Raw genomic sequence first — 21,373 nt, 5'->3', positions numbered from 1 at the left:
TCCAGCCCGCCTGGGAAGCGGGCTGGTAACGCCTAACACCCACCTAGCCTGAATTTGTCAATTCAAGTTGAAATTTAACAATTCGCCCTTAGGGTTTTATCAAATTGATCATTTATTTTTGATAGAAACTGATACTTGCACCACCTACCTGGAAAGCGCCATGAATCTCCGCACCTGGACCGTCAAGACCAAGCTCTACGCCGCCTTTACCGCCCTGGCTTTACTGGTCGCACTGGTTTCCGTATCTGCCCTTCATGCGCTGGACGGCTCCGACCGCAACCTGACGCAGTTCGTCGACGGCGTGAACGCCCGCGCCCATCTGGCCGAACAGGTGCGCGCGGCCGTGGACAGCCGCGCCATCGCGGCGCGCAACCTGGTGCTGGTGAACACGCCAGCCGATCTGGACATGGAAAAAACGGCCGTGTACGCCGCCCATGCCGCGGTCAAGTCCCACCTGGACCAGCTCAAGGCCCTTGTGGCCGCGCCCGGGGTGGGCGAGGAGGCTCGCGCCCTGGTCGCCCGCATCGACCAGATAGAGCAGCGCTACGGCCCGGTGGCGCTGGACATCGTTTCGCTGGCACTGCGCCAGCAAAGGGACGAGGCCATTGCCAAGATGAACAGCGAGTGCCGGCCGCTGCTGGCCCAGCTGATCGCGGCCACCGACGAGTACAGCCAGCTCACGCGCCAGCACGCCCAGGTCATGGTGGAGCAGGCCACGCAGTCCTATGTGCAGCAACGCAACATGCAGATCGGCGTGAGCGCGGTCGCCTTCGTGCTGGCCCTGCTCATGGGCCGGCTGATCGCACGCGGCCTGACACGCGCGCTGGGGGCCGAGCCTGCCCAGCTCGGTGAAGTCGCCCGCCAGATCGCCGACGGCAACCTCGATCCCGGACTGGTGCGCAGCGAAGCGCCCGCAGGCAGCGTGCAGGCCTCGCTCAACGCCATGCACCAGAGCCTGGCCAGCGTGGTCAGCGATGTGCGCAACAACGCCGACAGCGTGGCCGTGGCCAGCGAGCAGATCGCCAAGGGCAATGCCGACCTGAGCCGCCGCACCGAGCAGCAGGCCAGCGCGCTGCAGGAAACTGCAGCCTCCATGGACGAGCTGTCTTCCACCGTGCAGCAGAACGCGGACAACGCGCGCCAGGTCAACCAGCTCGCGCGCGGCGCCAGCCAGATCGCGGCCAAGGGCGGCACCGTGGTGCAGGAAGTCGTGGGCGCCATGCAGGACATCCATGCCAGCTCGCGCCAGATCGGCGACATCGTGGGCGTGATCGACTCCATCGCCTTCCAGACCAACATCCTGGCCCTGAACGCCGCCGTCGAGGCCGCGCGTGCCGGCGAACAGGGCAAGGGCTTTGCCGTGGTGGCCGCCGAGGTGCGCACCCTGGCCCAGCGCAGCGCGCAGGCGGCCCGCGAGATCAAGCAGCTCATCAGCGATAGCGCCACGCGCGTCAGCCAGGGCGCGGAGCTGGCCGACCAGGCCGGCACCACCATGGCCGAGGTGCTGCAATCCATACAGCGCGTGACCGACCTCATGGGCGAGATCAGCAACGCCAGCGACGAGCAAAGCACCGGCGTGGCCCAGGTCGGGCAGGCCCTGAGCCAGATGGACCAGGTCACGCAGCAAAACGCCGCCCTGGTGGAGGAAAGCGCGGCGGCGGCCTCCAGCCTCAAGTCCCAGGCCCAGCGCCTGGTGCAGGCCGTGGCCATCTTCCGCCTGGGTCATCAGGGCAATGTGCCCCAGCAGCCGGGTTTTCAGGCGCCGCCGCCGGCGTCCGTGCCCATGCGCGCGGCCACGGCATCTGCGCTGGCGCCGGCCAAGCCTGCACGTGCACCTGCTTCTGCTCCTGCCCCCGTGCGGACGGCAGCTGCTGCTCGCACCTCGCCCCCTGCACGCATCGCTGCGGCCAGCCCGCCTGCCGAATCGCAGGACTGGACCAGCTTCTGAGGCCGGGAATCCGCACGCATGCGCCGCTACCGCTCCTGCACCGCGCCCCTGGACAAGGCTGCGCAGGTGCGCGAATTGGAAGAGTTCTTCCGCGGGCAAAACCCCATCGACCTCGCTGCGGCCGACTGGCACACGCGCATGGAGCAAGGCCTGACCGCCGAGGAAGAAGCCGAATTCACCGAATGGCTGGCAGCCAGCACGGCGCACGAGGCCGCCTTACGCCACCTGGGCCAGAGCCTGGCGGCAGCGCGGTCCACTCCCCCCGGACAGGTGGCACGCCTGCGCGCGGAGCAGGCACGCCGGCGCTCGCAGTCGGCGCCTCACGCACACCCGGAACCGGCCCCGCAGCGCCCGTCCTCCGAAGAGCGCCAAGGCTGGAGCTGGTCCCGCCTGCTGCCGCGCCCTGCCCTGGCGGCCCTGTGCTGCACGGTGGCCCTGGCCGTGGGCGTTGGCTGGCACCAGTGGCAGCAGCAGCCCACCTTCACCAGCAGCCACCTGACCCCACGCGGCCAGGCCAGGACCATCACCTTGCCGGATGGCACCGCACTGTCCCTGGATGCCGATACCCAGGCGCAGGTGGCCCTGTACCGCGACCGGCGCGAGGTGCGCATCACGCAAGGGCAGATCCTGTTTGCCGTGGCGCCCGACAGCGACAGGCCCTTTCATGTGCTGGCCGGCCCGGCGCGCGTCACCGTGGGCGGCACGCGGTTTTCCGTGCGCTATCGCGCCACGGGCATGGAGGCGGGCAGCGCCCAGGTGGCCGTGCAGGAAGGCCATGTGCGCGTGGCCGGTGCGCAAGGCACTGCAGCCGCTGATGCCGCGCCCGCCGCCTTGGTCGCTGGCCAGGCCCTGAGCGTGTCGCCTGCAGGCGTGCTCGGTCCGGTCTCGGCTGTGGCGCCCGGCAGCATTGCGCTGTGGCGCAAGGGACTGATCCGCTTCGAGAACACGCCCCTGGCCGACGCCCTGGCCGAGCTGGAGCGCTACGGGCCGACCGGCCTGGTGGTGCACGACCCGGCCGTGGCGGCCCTGCGTATTGGCGGCACCTACCAGGCCAGCCGCCCCGCCGAGTTCGCACGCATGCTGGCCCAGATCCTGCCCGTCACTCTGGTGGCCGGGCCCGATGGCCAGACCGAGATTACCGCTGCGCCCTGAGCACGGAGGCGGGGCGCCGGGGCCGCGCGGCGGTCTATCGAAACAGCTCGGTCGTCAGCTTCCCCGCAGCCCGCGCCGGTATTCGATCACCGTGCCCAGCAGAACCAGCCGGTTCCTGTCGCTGCGCAGCACGGCATGGTCTTCGTTGAGCGGTACCAGATCAAAGACCTCGGTGCCGTCCTCTCCCACACCGCGCACGCGGTACTTTCTGAGCAGCACCTGCCGCTTGCCATTCCTGGCCAGCACATGGTCGCCGGGCCGGGGGCTGGCCTGCGGATCGATCAGCACGCGGTCGCTCTCGCGCAATTCGGGCGACATGGCATCGCCCTCCAGCGCAAGAAAAAACGCACCGGGCGATGCGTTGTCCTTGCCGAATTCGATGTCCAGGGTTTCAGCAGACTCGGGGAATGCGCCGTCATCTGCCAGGGCTGCAGCCTGGGCATGCGAGAGAACGGGATATTGCCGCAATCCTTTGGGAAACTCCGGCAGATTGGTGCCGGGCGTGTCCCCCTCTGGAAGCAGGGCCGGCAAATCGGAAACCATCTTCACCAGCCTGGGACTGATTTCGAAAAGCGAAACCTTCAAGCCCTTGGCATACGCAATGCCCGCCTCCAGGCTGATGGGCCGGTTGCCGCTCTGGTGCTGGGAAACCATGGAGGAGCCGCCAGGAATGCCGGCCTTCTCTGCGAACTCGGCCTTGCTTTTCACAGTAGAGAGCAGGCGCTTGAGGTTCGCCGCCTCTTCCTCGATGGTCCAGGCTTTCATGCGGCAATCCTACAAATTGCTTGGTGGTCTCGGAAACCTGCGCCAGAGTCCGATCATGGTGCCGATCAGGACAAGCCGATTCTTGTCGCTACACAGTAAGGCATGGTCCTCGTTGAGAGGCACTAGTTCGAAAACCGCAACGCCTTTTTCATCGACCTCTCGCACACGGTACTTTCTGAGCAGCACCTGCCGCTTTCCGCTACTGGCAACCACAAAGTCACCAGGCTGAGGACTGGCCTGGGGATCAATCAGCACGCGGTCACCTTCGCGGAATTCGGGCGACATGGCATTTCCCTCCAGCTCCAAGAAGAAGGCCCTGGCGGACGCATCGTCCTTGCCGAATTCAATGCTTTCAGTGAGTTCGGGAAGTGCACCGACCTCGGCAAGGGCTGCAGCCTGGGTATGCGAAAGGACGGGGTACTGCCGCATGCCTTTGCGATTTTCGGCCTTGCCCGAGGGCAACCGCAGAGCCGGGGGCGGGAAGCCTGTTGCACTGGCAATGGCAACAAGCTGGTCGAACTTGGGTTCATGCACGCCATTTTCCCAATGGCCCACATTGGCTTTGCTCCGTCCAATGGCCTCGCCAAGTTCCTCTTGCGTCCATTTCTGGTGCAGGCGCGCGGCCTTGATCCAATCCTTGAGTTTCATCGCTAGGAATCGTAAAGATTTTCTAGCCTTGCGAGTCTAGAAATACTTTACTTTTAGGCTAGAAATGCTAGTCTTTGGGCATGAAGCATCCAGTTGAAAAAGCGGCCACCATCCTGGGCTCGCTAAGCGCCCTTGGCCTCGCCTTGGGAGTCTCCAAGGCCGCCGTCTGGCAATGGATGGCCGGTGGACGCCAGGTTCCTGTGAAGCACTGCCCCCGTATAGAAGCGCTGACAAGAGGTGCCGTAACACGCCGCGAATTGCGGCCGGATGACTGGCAACTGCTCTGGCCAGAGCTTGGGCACTCCGGCGGCACAGGCTCTGAATGAGCGAGGAAACATGTACAAGACCGTGTCCCATCACTTCATCCCCGGCCTGCGCTTCCACTCGTTCTGGTACTACCAGGCGCGCGGCTCCACGGGCAGGGTGCGCTGGGCGCGGCTGCCCATGGTCTCCGACGCCTGTGCGCAGGCCGATCCCCATGGCGCATGGTGGTGTGCGCAGCGGTGCGCCGCCGTTCTGGCGCAGCGGCCATGGCGGCTCATGCAACTGCCGCCCGGCCTGCCTGCGCAGCCGGATGCCCGCCAGATGGCGCATGTCCTGCAGCAATGGCTGCCGGGCTGGAGCGCTGCGCCGGCCAGCGTGCAGGTCTGTGCCCACGCGCTTGAGAACGGCGGCAGCGCGCTGCTGCAGTTGCATGTCTGGGCCAGGAGCGCGCCCAGCATTCTTTGGGCATGGGTGGTTGGGGTGGAGGTCCAGGCGCGCCAATCCCTTCAGGGGCTGACCACTGCGCCAGGCAGCCTGCAAGCCGGGCACCTGTCCCCGCGAGCCCTGCTGATCGTTCCCTTCGGCCAGGACATGCCCTGGGCCACCGGCCATACCGCCCGGGTACGCCTGCATGCACGGGGGCCTCAACTGCGCGGGCAGCATGAAGTGGTTGCGCAGGATGGCTGCTGGTTCCAGGACAGCGGGCTGGACGCCGTGGTTCTGGAGCCGGAGCCACGGCACGGTGCCGTCCCACCCATGTAAAGCGCCCCCGCACCCGCGCCAATGAGAATCAATCTCAGTACAATCGCCGCTGTTTTCAGCCAGCCCAGGCCCGGCAGCCGCTCCGGACCGCTGGCAAGCTGCCGCGCGCCGTGCCCCTGCCCTCCCCGACCACCGCCTGCCTGACCGCCGCCCGCGCCCTGCCCCGGGTGGCCGCGCCATGGCTGCCTGATGCGGGGCGGCGGCCGTGAAACGGGACCCCTTCGCCACGCAGGGCGGCATGGCACCACCCTCCGCACTGGCCGCGCTGTATGCGCGCTGGCGCCAGCCGCTGGTGCGGCTGCTGCAGGGGCGCCTGGGCAGCCGAGCGCAGGCCGAGGACACGGCCCAGCAGGTGTTCACTCAGATGGCGGCCTCGGGCCGCCTGCCCGAAGAGGGCAAGGAGCAGGCCTACCTGAGCCGCGCCGCCAGCAATCTCGCCGTGGACCAGTGGCGCCGGCAGGGCGGGGCCCAGGCCCTGGCCACGGTGTCGGCCGACAACTGCGGTGATGAACTGCAGGGCCTGGCGGCCGATGACAGCCATGACCCCGTGCGCCAGGCCCAGAACCGCCAGTACCTGGCCCGCCTGGACGATGCGCTGGGCGAGCTGCCCGAGCGCCAGCGCGAGGCCTTCACGCTGCACATCATGGAAGGATTCACGCAGGAGGAAGTGGCGCAGCGCATGGACATCTCGCTGCGCATGGTGTCCAGGCATGTGAGCCGGGCCTACGCCTACTGCGAACTGCGGTTGCAATACGGGAGCCTGGAACAGATGCAGCGCCTGCGCACCAATGCCGCAGCCCCTTCCGAACACGCCCCAGGACGCGGCCCCACGCCATGAACAAGACACCGCCCCCAGGAATGGCGCCAGACACGCTGGTGGACCTGCACGAAGCCGCCGCCCAGTGGTTCACGCGCCGCCAGACGGCGGGCTGGACGGGCGCGGACGAGCGCGCGCTGGACGCCTGGCTGCAGGCGGACCCCTTTCACCGCGAGATCTTCGACAGCATGGGCCGCACGCGCCAGCTGTTCGGCCAGCTGCAGCAGGAGCGCGTGCAGGCACAGGCACAGGCACAGGCACAGAAGCAGGTAAAGGCACAGCGCCCGCCGGCCCATGAGCCTGCGCGTCGGCGCACAGCGCCGTCTGCCATGCAGACCTGGCCTGGCCGCTGGCGGGCCGCCTTCGCCACGGCAGGCGTTGCCCTGTGCTGCGCCCTGCTGGTGGGCGGCTGGCATACCTGGGACAACACGGCGCGCTACACGCTGCAGATGGCGACCGGGCCGGGCGAAACGCGCGAGGTGGACCTGCCCGATGGCAGCCATGTGACTGTGAATTTCAGCAGCACGCTGCAGGTGCGCTACTACCCGCGCCGCCGCGAGGTGGTGCTGGACAGCGGCGAGGCCTTCTTCGAGGTGGCGCCGGATGCATCGCGGCCCTTCACCGTGGACTCGGGCCGCAGCCGCGTGAAGGTGGTGGGCACGGCCTTCAACGTGCGGGCTGCGCCGCCGCGCCTGGTGGTGAAGGTGCTGCGCGGCAAGGTCGAGGTGCGCGCCGACCGCGATGCCGCAGACGGGCCGGTGATGCTGCTGGGCCCGGCAAGCGGCGTGTCCATCGACCCCGTGACGGGCGGCCATGACACGGTGGCCGCGCCTGCGGACACGGTGGGCGACTGGCGCACCGGGCAGCTGCGGTTCAGGCGCACGCCGCTGGACGAGGTGGCCCGGGAGCTGTCGCGCTACCTGGGCCAGCCCGTGGTGCTGGCTTCCGAGGAGCTGGGCAGCCTGCCCGTGTCGGCGTTTTTCTCCACGGCCGCGCCCGAGCCCTTCATCGAGCTGCTGCCGGACCTGATTCCCGTGCGCGTGCGAAGGCAGGCCTCGGGCGGATGGCTGATTGCCAGGCGCTGAGCCGACCGGCGAAACCACTCTGTTTACAAATTGTTTCAAACAACCACAGCGACACAGGTTCGTGGTCTTCGCCAAAACCTCGTCTTGAACAGATAGGGACCGGATTTTTCCGGCACTCCCTCGGCTGCCAGCCAGCAGGGCCGAAGCAGGACTTCGCCCCCCAGCCAACGGCCGCAAACGCGGTGCGCCGCGCGCGCAGACCGGCGGGCTGGGCCTGGTGGCCGGGCCGGCATGGACTGGTGGGTATGCCGGGCAAGGGCCCGGGCCTGCGCGCACGGTGCGATGGGGCGCATGGGCGCCGTGCAGACATGACGCAGGATTCAAACGTGAAGCGGGCAAGACAACTGAGAGGGGCCCTGGGGGGCCAGGGACTGACGGCGCAGACGCGCCACGACCAAGCGGGAGCACAGATGTGCACGGCACGCCAGGGCGCCATGGCGCTGCTGGTGGCCGGCGCGGTGGCAGCGATGGCGCTGCCTGTTCCATCGCAAGCGCAGGTACCGGCACAGGAGGCGCGTGCGCAGCAGTTGCCGTTCGACATTGCGGCCCAGCCGCTGGCCACGGCGCTGGGTGCGTTCGGCAAGCAGTCCGGGCAGCAGGTGCTGTTCGACGAGGCCGATCTGGCCGGGCGCAGCGCCCAGGCCGTCAAGGGCCGGTTCACGCCACGCCAGGCGCTGGAGCAGCTGCTGGGCGGCTCGGGCATGGCCGTGGCCACGGAGCGCAGCGGCGGCTTCACGCTCAAGCCCGCACCCCGGCCCGCGGCCGGCGCGCTGACGCTGGGCGAGGTCCACGTGACCGCGCAGGCCCTGCGCAGCACGGCCACCGAAGGCACGGGCGCCTATGCGGCGCGGGCCGTGAGCATCGGCAAGAGCGAGCAGGCGCTCAAGGACACGCCCCAATCCGTCAGCGTGGTCACCGACCAGTTGATGAGGGAGCAGAACATCACCTCGGTCTACGAGGCCCTGGCCAGCACCACGGGCATCACGCTGCTGCAAAGCCCGCAGGGCGGCAAGTACATCTATTCGCGCGGCCTGGACGTGACGGGCATGCAGTACGACGGCATTCCCGTGGAGCGCCTGTACGGCCGCGCCAGCAACTACGCAGGCAGCTCGGTCATCTATGACCGCGTGGAAGTGCTGCGCGGCGCCACGGGCCTGGTGCAGGGCGGCGGCGACCCCAGCGGTGCCGTCAACCTGGTGCGCAAGCGCCCCCTGACCGAGCCAGGCGTCAGCGTCATGGCCAAGGCCGGCTCCTGGGACCGCTATGGCGCGCAGATCGATGCCAGCGGCTCCCTCAACCAGGACGGCACGCTGCGCGGCCGCGCCGTGCTGGACCGACAGGACGAGCACTCCTTCATCGACTACGTGAACAGCAAGAACACCACGCTGTACGGCACGCTGGACTACCGGCTGTCGGCCGACACGCAGGTCAGCGTGGGCGCCAGCATCGAGAGCATGAAGGGCCGGCCCTTCATCTCGGGCCTGCCGCGCTACTCCACGGGCGCCGACATCGGCCTGCCGCGCTCCACCTTCCTGGGCGCCGACTGGAACCGCCAGGACAACAGCAACAAGGCCTTGTACGCAGACCTGTCTCACCAGTTCAACGACCGCTGGCGCGCCAAGGTCTCGGCCATCCACGTGCGCGAGGAGCTGGACATGAAGTACGCGGCCTCGCTGCGCGCGGTCAATCCCTCCACCATGCTGGGGGGCAACATCGCGGCCATGACCCAGGCGCGCATGAACGCCTCCGGCCTGGATGCCCACGTGACTGGCGACATCGATGCCTTCGGCCGCCAGCACGAGCTGGTGCTGGGCGCCACCTACAGCCGCTCGCACGCCAACCCCACCTACAACGCATTGACGGCGGCCAACCCCATCGATGTGACGGCGCCCAACGCCCACATTCCCGAGCCCAGCGATGCCGCCCTGGCAGCCGTGTTCAACGAACAACGCAGGGCCATGGTGCAGCAGGCCGGTGTCTACGGCGCGCTGCGCCTGCAGGTCAGCGATCCGCTCAAGCTGGTGGTGGGCGGACGGCTGAGCAACTACAAGAGCGACTGGGACACCTACCTGCGCAGCGCCGGCGTGCCCAGCTTCAACAGCACCCATCAGGGCAATACCCGGTTCATGCCGTTCGCGGGCGCCATCTACGCCATCAATCCGCAGTGGAACGCCTATGCCAGCTACGCCAGCATCTTCAAGCCCCAGACGCTGCTGAACGCGGCCGGCGAGAACCTCAAGCCCATCATGGGCGACACCTACGAGGTCGGCATCAAGGGCGAGCTGATGGACGGCAGGCTGAACACGTCGCTTGCGCTGTACCGCGTGAACCAGAACCACCGCGCCCAGGAGGACCTGAGCACCAGCCCCACCTGCCGCGACGGCTACTACTGCTACACCGACACCGGCAAGGTCACCAGCCAGGGGCTGGATGCCGAGGTCAGCGGCGAGCTGGCGCGCGGCTGGAAGCTGTTCACGGGCTACACCTACAACAGCAACAAGTACGCCCAGGACCTGAACAACCAGGGCAAGAGCTTCAACACCTACACGCCGCGCCACCTGCTGCGCGCCTGGACCACCTACCAGCTGCCCGGTGAGTGGAATGCCTTCACCATAGGTGGCGGCGTCAATGCCCAAAGCTCCAACTACCGCCAAGTCGGCGCCGTGGCCGTGCATGTGCCCGGCCGCGCGGTCTGGAGCAGCTATGTGCGCTATCGCATCAATCGCCAGTGGGAAGCGTCGCTGAACTTCAACAACATGTTCGACAAGACCTACTACGTCTCCGTGGGCAATCTGCTCAACAGCAGTCACTACGGCGATCCGCGCAATGTGATGCTGACGCTGCGTGGCTCGTTCTGACGGTCGGCCAGGGGGATGCGGCGGGCAGGACGTGCGGGCAATAGACTAGCCACCCTGCGAAACCCGCTGCCCCCTATTCAACCGTTTCAAGGAGTTCCCATGCATCTTCAACGCACCGTCCTTTTTGCAGGCATGGCTGCCAGCCTCTTTCTGGCGGCGGGATGGGCCACGGCCGCAGAAGGCCCTGCCACGGCCCAGGCGCCACAGGCCAAGGTCCAGGCCCAGGTCCAGGCCGCCAAGCCGGCGGGCGACACCGTGCAGGCGCAGCTGGAGACCTCCACCTGGGTACCCGACGGCAAGGCCGATGCGCCGCGCGTGATCTATACCTTCACCGACCCCAACTGCAAGTACTGCCACAAGTTCTGGGAGGCCGCGCGTCCCTGGGTGGACGCAGGCAAGGTGCAGCTGCGCCACATCCTGGTGGGCGTGATCCGTGACGACAGCCCGGCCAAGGCCGCCGCCATCCTGCAGGCCCCGGACCGAGCGGCCGCACTGACGGAGCACGAGAAGAAGTCCGCCCAGGGCGGCATAGCGCCCGCCTTCAGCGTCAGCCCCGACGTGCGCAAGACGCTGGAGGCCCACCGCAAGCTGATGATGTCCCTGGGCTTCCGTGGCACGCCGGGCATCGTGGTGATCGACAGCCAGGGCGGCACCAAGAGCTATGGCGGCATGCCGCGCGATGCCGCCTTGCCCGAGGTGTTCGGGGCGCTGTGAACGCGCTGCCGTGAACGGGACGCCAGGTGGTGCCCGCACCTCGGCAGCCGCGAGTAGCATGGCCGGCAGGATCACTACTGCGGAGAACGCCACCATGCTCAAGCTCTACGGTTTTTCCAGGGTCAATGCCGGCGCACGCGGCCGCACGCGCGATCTGCGCGTGCTGTGGGCACTCGAAGAGATGCAGCTGCCCTTCGAGATCGCGGGCATGGACCATCCCGCGCACGACCTGAACACCGAGGCCTACCGCCGGCTCAGCCCCTTCGAGCAGATTCCGGCGCTGGACGATGACGGGCAGGTGATTTCGGAGTCGGCCGCCATCGTGCTGCATCTGGCCAGGAAGTGCGGCCGGCTGATGCCCTCCGATGCAACCGGCGAGGCCCAGGTGCTGCGCTGGTGCTTTGCAGCCATGAACACGGTGGAGCCGCCGCTGCTCAGCCTGATGGTTCTGGACTGGACGGCCGATGGCAGCTGCGGCAAGCACCGCGAATTCCTGGTGGGCTGGGCGCATCGCATGCTGGGCAACCTGGAGCGCTGGCTGGACGGGCGCCGCTTCATTGCCACCGACGAATTCACGGTGGCCGACATCCTGATGGCGCATGTGCTCGCCTGCATCCCGGACCGCACGCTGACCGCGCCCTGCCCCGCCGTGGAGGCCTACCGCGACAGATGCCTGGCCCGGCCCGCCTGGCAGCGGACCCTGTCGGCCTACAACGCGCGGGTGGAGGCGGCGTAGCCGGGGCGCAGGGCTGCTCGGTGCTCAGGGCTGCTGGAAGGCCGCCACAGGCTGGGACTGCGGTGGTGGCGGCGGCGCAGTCCAGCTGCCGCCCAGCACGCGGAACAGCTGGGCCAGCGCCAGCTGCCGCTGGGTCACGGTATCGATGTAGGCGCTTTCATTGGCGAAGGCGTTGCGCTGTGCGTCCAGGTAGCGCAGATGGTCGTCCACCCCCGCCTGGTAACGGGCCTGCGCCAGCCGCAGGCTTTCGCGGCTGCTGTCGCGCAGCGCCAGGCGCGCGGCTTCCTCGCGGCGCAGCGTGTCGGTGGCGGCCAGGGCGTCGGCCACTTCGCGGAAGGCGGTCTGGATGGCCTGCTCGTAGGCGGCCACGGCCATGTCCTTGCGCAGCACGGCCAGGTCGAGGTTGGCGCGGTTGCGCCCCCCGTCGAAGAGGGGCAGCGTGACCTGGGGAGTGAACGACCAGGCGCGCTGGCCCGAGCGGAACAGGTCGGACAGATCGGCGCTGGACGATCCCAGGAAGCCGGTGAGCGAGATGCGCGGGAAGAAGGCCGCGCGCGCCGCACCAATGTCCGCGCTGCGCGCACGCAGCCGGTGCTCGGCCGCCTGGATGTCCGGGCGGTGGATGAGCAGTTCGGAAGGCGTGCCGGCCGACAGGTCCTGCAGCAGCATGGGCAGGTCGGACGACTTTGTCGACTGTGCAGACCCCGCGGCCTGTGCAGACCGTGCGGACTGTGCGGACAGGTACGGCCCCAGATCCTCCACGCCCGTCAGCAGCAGCAGGGCGTTGCCGGCCTGGCGCAGCTCGCGTTCGCTGCGCTCCACGTCGGCGCGGGCCTGGGCGGCCAGGCCCAGGGCATCCTGGTGATCCAGGGCGGTGGCCGTGCCCGCCTGGCGCCGCTGCGCGGTCAGGCGCAGCGAGGATTCACGGCTTTGCAGCGTGCGCTGCGCCAGTTGCAGCCGGCGCAGGGCCCCGTCGCGGGACAGGTAGGCCTGCACCACTTCGGCACCCAGGCTGATGCGGGCCGCGCGCGCGGCCTCTTCGGTGGCCAGGTACTCGCCCAGGGCGGCTTCGGACAGGTTGCGCACGCGGCCGAACAGGTCCAGCTCGAAGGCGGCCAGCCCCAAGCCGGCCTGCCAGCTGCCCTGCACCTGCGGCTGGCCCGTGGCATTCATGTCGCCCGGCAGGCGCTGGCGCGTGCCGCCGCCCTGCAGGCCCACGCCCGGCAGGCGGTCGGCGCGCTGCACCTGGTACAGGGCGCGTGCCGCCTCCACGTTGAGCAGGGTCTGGCGCAGATCGCGGTTGTGGGCCTGGGCCAGGTCCACCAGCTGGCGCAGCTGGCGGTCGGCGATGAAGCTGTTCCAGTCCAGCGTGGCCGCCGACGAGGACAGCACGGGCGCCGCATCCTGCTGCGGCCACTGCGTGGGAATGGGCGCCTGCGGACGCTGGTGGACCGGGGCGAGGGAGCAGCCCGCCAGCACCAGGCTGGCGGCCAGCGCACACAGGGCGCGTGGGAAGAAGTGCATGGACATGGCGCTTACTCCGTGGAGGTTGCCGGGGCCTGCAAGGCAGGCGGGGTGCCGGCCGGCGCCTTGCGCCGGAACAGGGACAGCACCCAGACGAAGAAGACGGGAACGAAGACCACCCCCAGCAGCGTGGCCGACAGCATGCCGCCGATCACGCCGAAGCCGATGGCGGCCTGGCTGGAGGCGCCCGCGCCCGAGGCCAGCGCCAGCGGCACCACGCCCAGGATGAAGGCCAGCGAGGTCATGACGATGGGCCGAAAGCGCAGCCGCGCCGCCTGCAGCGCGGCCTGCGCCAGGCTGTACCCCTGCGCATGCAGGTCCTTGGCGAACTCCACGATCAGGATGGCGTTCTTGGCCGCCAGGCCGATGATGGTGATCAGGCCCACCTTGAAGTACACGTCGTTGGACAGGCCCACGGCCGAGGTGGCAAGCACCGATCCCAGCGCGCCTATGGGCACGATCAGCATCACGGCGGCGGGAATGCTCCAGCTCTCGTACAGGGCCACGAGCAGCAGGAACACCACCACGATGGCCAGCGCGAACAGCTTGGGCGCCTGGGCACCGGCGGCTTTCTCCTGGAAGGACAGGGCCGTCCACTCGTAGCCTATGCCGCGCGGCATCTCGGCCATGATGCGTTCCAGCTCGGCCATGGCCTCGCCCGTGGTGTGGCCGGGCCTGGCATCGCCCGAGATGCGGAAGGCCGGATAGCCGTTGTAGCGCGAGATCTGCACCGGCCCGCTTTCCCAGCGCACCGAGGCAAAGGCCGACAGCGGCACCTGCTGCCCGCTGGCATTGGGCACATGCAGGCGCAGGATGTCCTCGGGCCGCGCGCGGGCCTGCGCCTCGGCCTGCACCACCACGCGCTGCAGGCGGCCGGCGTTGGGGAACTCGTTGATCACGGCCGAGCCGTAGGCCGTGGACAGGGCGGTGTTGATGGCGCTGAAATCCACGCCCTGGGCCTGCGCCTTGCGCCGGTCAATGTCCAGCCGCAGCTGGGGCGCATCCTCCAGGTTTTCCATCATGGCGTAGGCAATGATGGGCGAGGCATTGGCCTTGGCCAGCAGCTGGTCGCGCGCGGCGATCAGCGCCTCGCGGCCCAGGTTGGCGCGGTCCTGCAGGCGCAGCGCAAAGCCGCCGGAGTTGCCCAGGCCGTCGATGGGCGGCGGGTCCACGGCCATGACGGTGCCGTCGGACAGGCGGGCAAAGCGCTGGTTGAAGGCCTGCACCTCGTCCCACGACGCCTGCCCGGCGCCGCGCACCGACCAGTCCTTGAGCGTGACGAAGGCCAGGGCCGCGTTCTGCCCCATGCCCGAGAAGCTGTAGCCCATCAGGAACTCCGCCTGGGCCGTGGCGGGGCGGCCCTGGATGTAGTCCTCCATGTCCTTGACCATGGCCTTGGTGCGCTCCGTGGTGGCGCCCGGCGGCAGCTGCACGCCGACGATGTAGTAGCCCATGTCCTCGTAGGGCACGAAGGATTCGGGCATGCGCGTGTACGCCACGCCCAGCCCGGCCACGATGGCGGCATACACCAGCATGCAGCGCCCGGCGCGGCGCACCAGCCGCTGGTTGAGCAGGTCGAAGCGCTCGGTCAGCGCCGCGAAGCGGCGGTTGAACCAGCCGAAGAAGCCCTTGCGCTCGGCGTGGTGGCCCTTGGCAACGGGCTTGAGCAGCGTGGCGCACAGCGCCGGCGTGAAGGTCAGCGCCAGCAGGCCCGAGAACAGGATGGACACGGCCAGCGACAGCGAGAACTGCCGGTAGATCACGCCCACCGAGCCGCTCATGAAGGCCAGCGGCAGGAACACCGCCACCAGCACCAGGGTGATGCCGACGATGGCGCCCGAGACCTGCTGCATGGCCTTGACCGTGGCGGCCAGAGGCGACAGCCCCTCCTCGGCCATGAGGCGCTCCACGTTTTCCACCACCACGATGGCGTCGTCCACCAGGATGCCGATGGCCAGCACCATGCCGAACATGGTCATCATGTTCACCGAAAAGCCCAGCGCATACATCACGCCCAGGGTGCCGGCCAGGCAGACGGGCACGACGATGGTGGGAATCAGCGTGTAGCGCAGGTTCTGCAGGAACAGCCACATCACCAGGAACACCAGCGCCACGGCCTCCACCAGGGTCTGGATGACCTTGCCGATGGCCACTTCCACGAAGCGCGAGGTGTCATAGGGCACGGCGTACTGGATGCCGGCAGGGAAGTTCTGCGACAGCTCGGCCAGGCGCGCCTTGACGGCCTTGGCCGTCTGCATGGCGTTGGCCCCGGGCGCCAGCTGCACGGCGGCGGCCACGCCCTGGCGGCCGTCCTCGCGCGAGGAAAAGCTGTAGTCCAGCTGGCCGACCTCCAGCCGCGCCACATCGGCCAGGCGCACGGCCGAGCCATCGGCCCTGGCACGCAGCACGATCTGGCCGAACTCCTCGGGCGAGGCCAGCGTGCCCTTGACGGCAATGGTGGCGCTCAGCTCCTGGCCGGGCCCTGCGGGCGAGGCGCCAAAGCTGCCGGCCGGCACCTGCGCGTTCTGGGCGGCGATGGCCGCGTTCACGTCCGCCACCGACAGGCCGTAGCCCAGCAGCTTGCCCGGATCGACCCACACGCGCATGGCCACATCGGCCGCGAAGAACTGCACCTTGCCCACGCCGGGCACGCGGCGGATCTCGTTGTTGATGTTGCGCACGGCGTAGTCGGACAGGGCCACCTCGCTGTTGCCGCTGCCGCCGCTGCCGTCCTTGTAGGTCAGCGAGTAGATCATCAGGAAGTTGGCGCTGGCCTGCTCGACCTGCAGGCCCATCTGCATCACGGACGCGGGCAGGCGCGCCTCGGCCTTTTTGATGCGGTTTTGCACCTCCACCTGGGCCAGCGCGGGCTCGGTGCCCGGGGCGAAGGTGGCCGTGATCTCGGCCAGGCCCGTGGAGCCGCTGGAGGAGTCGAAGTACAGCAGCCCCTTGGTGCCGTTGAGCTCCTCCTCGATAACGCTGGTCACCGACTCCATCACCGTGGTGGCGGAGGCGCCCGGATAGTTGGCGGTGATCGAGATCTGCGGCGGCGCCACGTTGGGAAACTGGGAGACGGGCAGCGCCGGTATGGCCAGCAGCCCGGCGAGCATGATGAAGATGGCCACCACCCAGGCGAAGTTGGGGCGGTTGATGAAGAACTTGGACATGGTCTATTCCTTGGGCAGGCGCCGGCTCAGTCGCTGGACGTGGCGGAGCTGCCGGAGGCGCTGAAGGTGCCGGACAGCCCCGCCGTAGGGGAGGCCGCGGCATCGGAAAGGGCCGTGACCTGAACCCGCGCCCCGGGCTGCAGGCCCGCCATGCGGCCCACCACCACGCGCTCGCCGCCCTTGAGGCCTGCGCTGATCTGCCACTGCGCGCCATGCATGGCCGCGGTCTGCACGGGGCGCATCTGCAGCGTGTCCTGGCCGTCCACCACCAGCACGTGGGCCTGCCCGTCGGTGCTGCGCTGCACGGCCCGCTGCGGCACCAGGATGGCGGCAGGGTCCACGCCCTGGCCCACGGTCACGCGCACATACATGCCGGGCAGCAGCATGCCGTCGCGGTTGTCGAAGCGCCCGCGCAGCGCCATCTGGCCCGTGCCGCGGTCCACCGTCACATCCGAGAACATCAGCCGCCCCGTGCGCTGCAGGCCCGTGCCGTCCACCTTCAGGGAGACCGGCGTGCCGTCCTTGCCCGCTGTCTGTGCCAGGCGGCCCTCGGCCAGGGCCGCGCGCAGGCGCTGGGCTTCGGCCACGGGCTGCTGGAAGTCGGCATAGACCGGGTCGAGCTGCTGGACCAGCGCCATGGGCGTGGCCTCGCCCTGGCCCACCAGGGCGCCCTCGGTGACCAGCGCACGGCCGATGCGACCCGCGATCGGCGCCCTGACCGTGGCGTATTCCAGGTTCAGGGCGGCCGCCTGCACCTCGGCCTGGGCGGACTGCCGCGCGGCCTGGGCCGCCTGCAGGCGGGCCTGCATGGCCTCGAAGTCCTGGCGGCTGACCGCCTCCTGCGCCACCAGCGGCGCGTTGCGGCCGACCACGGCACGCGCATCGAGCAGGGCCGCCTCGGCGCTGGCCAGCTGGCCCTGGGCGCGGGACAGCGCGGCGCGCAGGGGCGCCGGGTCGATCTGGAACAGCACCTGGCCGGCCCGGACGTCGGCACCTTCCTCGAAATGGCGGCGCAGCACGATGCCGGCCACCCGCGCACGCACCTCGGCCACGCGCACGGGCTCGATACGGCCCGGCAGCTCGCTGGACAGGGCCAGCGGCGCGGGCTGCACGGTGACGGCCTGCACCACCGGCAGCGCGTCACCCGCTGCGGCCGGAGCCTCGTTGCGGCCGCAGCCCGTTGCCAGGGCGGCCAGCACCAGGGCCGCCAGCGGCAGGCCACGTCGCTTGTTCAGACGCATGCTCATTTTCACAACCTGATTGATTCGATACGAAGGCCGCGATGGTACATATCAGAATCAAATGAGTCAACATCGATTCATTTGATGATTTGAAACATCAACAGATAAAATCCATGCACTTTCCAAGGAGGCATGACAAGCGATGACGAGCACCAAGCAAGAGGACGAAGGCAAGCTGCTGGGCGCACTGGCACTAGCGCTGCTGGACGATCCCAAGGCCAATCTGCAGGAGCTGGCACGCGCCATCGGCATCAGCAAGGCCACGCTCTACCGCTTCTGCCCCACGCGCGACCAGCTCATCGACCGGCTCATAGGGCATGCGGCCGACACCCTGTCGCGCGCCATGCACGCGGCCGAACTGGAGCGCCACGCGCCGCTGGTGGCGCTGCGCCGCCTCACCGCCCACTGCCAGGACCACCAGACGCTGCTGCTGTTCCTGATGTATTTCTGGCGCTCCGACATCTCGGTGGTCGGCCAGATAGAGAGCGAATGGGTGGCGGCCATGGATGCCTTTTTCCTGCGCGGCCAGCAGGCCGGCGTGTTCCGCATCGACATCACGGCCGCGGCCATGACCGAGCTGTGGCTTTCCATGGCCGTGGGCCTGCTGGATGCGGAACGGCGCGGCCGTGTTGCGCGGGCCAGCGTGGCGGCCGTGATGGAGCAGGCCTTCCTGCACGGCGCCCTGCAGCCCGGCGCACCAGCCGCGTAGCGCGCAGGGCGCCGATGGGGGAAACCGAGGTGATGAATGTTGGTCATGCACTGCTTTCAATCGATGAAGGCAGCCATGGAATGGATTCGCATCAATGAACTAGAATTTTTCTAGTTCAAAAATCCATGAATTTTTCTCACCAACATGTTGGAACGCACCCACCTCGCCATCGTCCGTGAAGTCGAAAAACAGGGCTCGCTGACGGCGGCGGCCGGCGTGCTGTGCGTGACGCAGTCGGCGCTGAGCCACAGCATGAAGAAGCTGGAGCAGCAGCTGGGCACGGACATCTGGCTGCGCGAAGGCCGCAGCCTGCGCCTGACGCAGGCCGGCCAGTACCTGCTGGCCGTGGCCCAGCGCGTGCTGCCCCAGCTGGACCTGGCCGAGGAGCGGCTGCGCCAGTTCGCCCAGGGCGAGCGCGGCGCGCTGCGCATCGGCATGGAGTGCCATCCCTGCTACCAGTGGCTGCTCAAGATCGTCGCGCCCTATCTGGCGAGCTGGCCCGATGTGGATGTGGATGTGAAGCAGAAATTCCAGTTCGGCGGTATCGGCGCGCTGTTCGGCTACGAGATCGACCTGCTGGTCACGCCCGATCCGCTGTTCAAGACGGGCCTGGAGTTCGTGCCCGTGTTCGACTACGAGCAGGTGCTGGTGGTCTCCAGTGCGCATGCGCTGGCAGGGGCCGATTTCGTGGAGGCCGCCCAGCTCGCGCCCGAGGTGCTGATCACCTATCCCGTTCCCATGGACCGGCTGGACATCTACAACCAGTTCCTCATGCCGGCCGGCATCACGCCGCGCCGCCAGAAGGCCATAGAGACCACGGACATCATGATGCAGATGGTGGCCAGCGGCCGGGGCGTGGCGGCCCTGCCGCGCTGGCTGGTGCAGGAGTACGCGGGCAAGCTGGACGTGGTGCCCGTGCGCCTGGGCGCCAAGGGCATTGCCAAGCAGATCTTCCTGGGCGCGCGCGTGGCGGACCTGCAGACCGACTATCTGCAGGCTTTCATCGAGCTGGCGCGCCAGCCGCTGGCCGCCGGCACGCCCCCTGCTCAGGCTGCCTGAGCCTGCGCCAGGAAGTCCTGGGCAAACCGCTGCAGCACGCCGCCCGCTTCGTAGACCGATACCTCCTCGGCCGTGTCCAGCCGGCAGGTCACCGGCACGCGCAGCGTCTGGCCACTTCTTCGTTCAATCACCAGCGTCAGTTGTGCCTGTGGCGTGCGCTCGCCCTCCACGCCATAGATCTCCGTGCCGTCCAGGGACAGGGTCTTGCGGTCGGTGCCCGGCAGGAACTGCAGCGGCAGCACGCCCATGCCGATGAGGTTGGTCCGGTGGATGCGCTCGAAGCCTTCGGCCACCACCGCCTCGACCCCGGCCAGGCGCACTCCCTTGGCGGCCCAGTCGCGTGAGCTGCCCTGGCCGTAGTCGGCGCCCGCGATGATGATCAGCGGCTGGCGGCGGTTCAGATAGGTTTCCATGGCCTCCCACATGCGCACCACGCGGCCTTCGGGCTCGATGCGCGCCAGCGGGCCCTTGTGCTGCACGCCGTCGATGACGGCCATTTCGTTGACCAGCTGCGGGTTGGCGAAGGTGGCGCGCATGGCGGTCAGGTGGTCGCCGCGGTGGGTGGCGTAGGAATTGAAGTCTTCCTCGGGCAGGCCCATGCGCGCCAGGTATTCGCCCGCGGCGCTGTCGGCCAGGATGGCGTTGGAGGGCGACAGGTGGTCGGTGGTGATGTTGTCGGGCAGCAGCGCCAGCGGCCGCATGTTGCGCAGCGTGCGCGGGAAGGCCGCCAGCGCGCCCACGCCTTCGGTATCCCAGTACGGCGGGCGGCGGATGTAGGTGGACTGGGGGCGCCAGTCGTACTGGGGCGAGGCTTTGTCTCCATCGTCCTTGCGGATGGCGAACATGGGGTCGTAGACGGTGCGGAATTGCGCAGGTTTGACCGCTTGCTCGACGATGGCGTCGATCTCCTCGTCGGCGGGCCACAGGTCCTTGAGGCGGATCTCGCGGCCTTCCACCACGCCCAGCACATCCTGCTCGATGTCAAAGCGCACCGTGCCCGCCAGCGCATAGGCCACGACCAGCGGCGGCGAGGCCAGGAAGGCCTGTTTGGCCTGGGGATGGATGCGCCCGTCGAAGTTGCGGTTGCCCGAGAGCACGGCCGTGGCGTAGAGGTCGCGCTCGACGATTTCCTGCTGGATCCTGGGGTCCAGCGCGCCGCTCATGCCGTTGCAGGTGGTGCAGGCAAAGGCGACGATGCCAAAGCCCAGCTGCTCCAGCTCGGTGAGCAGCCCGGCCTCCTTCAGGTACAGCTCCACGGCCTTGGAGCCCGGCGCCAGCGAGGATTTGACCCAGGGCTTGCGCGTGAGACCCAGGCGATTGGCATTGCGCGCCAGCAAGGCGGCGGCGATGACATTGCGCGGGTTGCTGGTGTTGGTGCAGCTGGTGATGGCGGCGATGATGACGGCCCCATCGGGCATCAGGCCCTGACGCTCCTGGGCGCGGGCAGCCTGCAGTTTTGCCGCATCGGCAATGCCGCGCTCGGCCAGGGCCGAGGTGGGCAGGCGCCGGTGCGGATTCGAGGGGCCGGCCATGTTGCGCACCACGGTGGACAGGTCGAACTGCAGCACGCGCTCGTACTGCGCATCGGCCAGGCTGTCGCTCCAGAAACCTGCGGTGCGCGCATAGGCTTCGACCAGGCGCACCTGGGCCTCGTCGCGGCCGGTCAGGCGCAGGTAGGCCAGGGTCTGGTCATCAATGGAGAACATGGCCGCCGTGGCGCCGTATTCGGGGCACATGTTGGAGATGGTGGCGCGGTCGCCGATGCTCAGGCTGTCGGCCCCCTCGCCAAAGAATTCCACATAGGCGCCCACCACCTTTTGCTGGCGCAGGAATTCGGTCAGGGCCAGCACGATGTCGGTGGCGGTGATGCCGCCCTGGCGCCGGCCCGTGAGGCGCACGCCCACGATCTCGGGCAGGCGCATCC

General features: G+C 68.6%; 17 protein-coding genes. 11 read left to right on the top strand and 6 right to left on the bottom strand.

All coding sequences use genetic code 11. The features are described from left to right. Positions 1–160: 160 nt before the first annotated feature. Together IAE24_RS21695 and IAE24_RS21690 are read left to right on the top strand one after the other, a co-directional pair. Positions 161–1,948 (top strand): methyl-accepting chemotaxis protein, encoded by a 1,788-nt coding sequence (locus tag IAE24_RS21695; RefSeq protein ID WP_199961954.1) that lies wholly within the window; start codon positions 161–163, stop codon positions 1,946–1,948. Between the two features lie 18 nt (positions 1,949–1,966). Next, on the top strand, positions 1,967–3,100 hold the full coding sequence (locus IAE24_RS21690; RefSeq protein WP_199961953.1) for a FecR family protein: 1,134 nt from the start codon (positions 1,967–1,969) through the stop codon (positions 3,098–3,100). Between the two features lie 54 nt (positions 3,101–3,154). Here the strand turns inward: IAE24_RS21690 and IAE24_RS21685 are convergent, their stop codons facing one another. Together IAE24_RS21685 and IAE24_RS21680 are read right to left on the bottom strand one after the other, a co-directional pair. Then, a complete protein-coding gene (locus IAE24_RS21685) occupies positions 3,155–3,865 on the bottom strand; it encodes a S24 family peptidase (RefSeq protein WP_199961952.1) in 711 nt (236 codons plus the stop codon). A gap of 9 nt (positions 3,866–3,874) precedes the next feature. Continuing rightward, on the bottom strand, positions 3,875–4,513 hold the full coding sequence (locus tag IAE24_RS21680; RefSeq protein WP_083393618.1) for a LexA family protein: 639 nt from the start codon (positions 4,511–4,513) through the stop codon (positions 3,875–3,877). A gap of 80 nt (positions 4,514–4,593) precedes the next feature. On the opposite strand from IAE24_RS21680, the gene IAE24_RS21675 reads away from it, so the two are divergent. From IAE24_RS21675 to IAE24_RS21645, 7 genes are all read left to right on the top strand, one after another. Then, the gene (locus tag IAE24_RS21675; RefSeq protein ID WP_074922431.1) at positions 4,594–4,839 is read left to right on the top strand and encodes a transcriptional regulator; all 246 of its coding nucleotides are present in this window, start codon (positions 4,594–4,596) and stop codon (positions 4,837–4,839) included. A 10-nt stretch (positions 4,840–4,849) separates the two neighbouring features. Further along, positions 4,850–5,539, top strand: coding sequence for a hypothetical protein (locus IAE24_RS21670; protein WP_199961951.1), 690 nt, complete (start codon positions 4,850–4,852; stop codon positions 5,537–5,539). 238 nt (positions 5,540–5,777) lie between these two features. Next, positions 5,778–6,377, top strand: a complete 600-nt coding sequence (locus IAE24_RS21665) for an RNA polymerase sigma factor (protein ID WP_071957237.1) — start codon at positions 5,778–5,780, stop codon at positions 6,375–6,377. Further along, a complete protein-coding gene (locus IAE24_RS21660) occupies positions 6,374–7,441 on the top strand; it encodes a FecR family protein (protein WP_047218756.1) in 1,068 nt (355 codons plus the stop codon). The genes IAE24_RS21665 and IAE24_RS21660 overlap by 4 nt, the downstream gene beginning before the upstream one ends. 326 nt (positions 7,442–7,767) lie before the next feature. Next, a complete protein-coding gene (locus IAE24_RS21655) occupies positions 7,768–10,299 on the top strand; it encodes a TonB-dependent siderophore receptor (protein WP_199961950.1) in 2,532 nt (843 codons plus the stop codon). Between the two features lie 99 nt (positions 10,300–10,398). Further along, positions 10,399–11,013, top strand: coding sequence for a thiol:disulfide interchange protein DsbG (gene dsbG / locus IAE24_RS21650; RefSeq protein WP_199961949.1), 615 nt, complete (start codon positions 10,399–10,401; stop codon positions 11,011–11,013). A 58-nt stretch (positions 11,014–11,071) separates the two neighbouring features. Then, positions 11,072–11,749 (top strand): glutathione S-transferase family protein, encoded by a 678-nt coding sequence (locus tag IAE24_RS21645; protein WP_233626361.1) that lies wholly within the window; start codon positions 11,072–11,074, stop codon positions 11,747–11,749. A 24-nt stretch (positions 11,750–11,773) separates the two neighbouring features. Here the strand turns inward: IAE24_RS21645 and IAE24_RS21640 are convergent, their stop codons facing one another. The 3 genes from IAE24_RS21640 to IAE24_RS21630 are packed head-to-tail and all read right to left on the bottom strand — an operon-like array spanning position 11,774 to position 17,687. Beyond that, positions 11,774–13,279 carry an efflux transporter outer membrane subunit gene (locus IAE24_RS21640; protein ID WP_199961948.1) on the bottom strand — a complete coding sequence of 502 codons (1,506 nt, stop codon included), beginning with the start codon at positions 13,277–13,279 and terminating at the stop codon, positions 11,774–11,776. A 5-nt stretch (positions 13,280–13,284) separates the two neighbouring features. After that, positions 13,285–16,440, bottom strand: a complete 3,156-nt coding sequence (locus IAE24_RS21635) for a multidrug efflux RND transporter permease subunit (protein ID WP_199961947.1) — start codon at positions 16,438–16,440, stop codon at positions 13,285–13,287. A gap of 26 nt (positions 16,441–16,466) precedes the next feature. Further along, positions 16,467–17,687 (bottom strand): efflux RND transporter periplasmic adaptor subunit, encoded by a 1,221-nt coding sequence (locus tag IAE24_RS21630; protein WP_199961946.1) that lies wholly within the window; start codon positions 17,685–17,687, stop codon positions 16,467–16,469. A 136-nt stretch (positions 17,688–17,823) separates the two neighbouring features. Here IAE24_RS21630 and IAE24_RS21625 point away from each other — a divergent pair, with 136 nt between their 5' ends. Then, entirely contained in the window at positions 17,824–18,390 is a 567-nt protein-coding gene (locus IAE24_RS21625) for a TetR/AcrR family transcriptional regulator (protein ID WP_199961945.1), read from the top strand. A gap of 144 nt (positions 18,391–18,534) precedes the next feature. Next, positions 18,535–19,449: a LysR family transcriptional regulator gene (locus tag IAE24_RS21620; RefSeq protein ID WP_141835693.1), complete on the top strand. Its 915-nt coding sequence runs from the start codon at positions 18,535–18,537 to the stop codon at positions 19,447–19,449. Here the strand turns inward: IAE24_RS21620 and acnA are convergent. Continuing rightward, positions 19,437–21,373, bottom strand: a 1,937-nt coding sequence (acnA, locus tag IAE24_RS21615; RefSeq protein ID WP_200016386.1) for an aconitate hydratase AcnA, incomplete at its 5' end; no start/stop codon positions are given. The two genes, IAE24_RS21620 and acnA, sit on opposite strands and share 13 nt — an antisense overlap.

The sequence above is a fragment of the Delftia sp. S65 genome (assembly GCF_016516495.1).
Lineage (GTDB): Bacteria > Pseudomonadota > Gammaproteobacteria > Burkholderiales > Burkholderiaceae_C > Comamonas > Comamonas acidovorans.
This window is presented reverse-complemented; position numbering and strand designations above follow the sequence as displayed.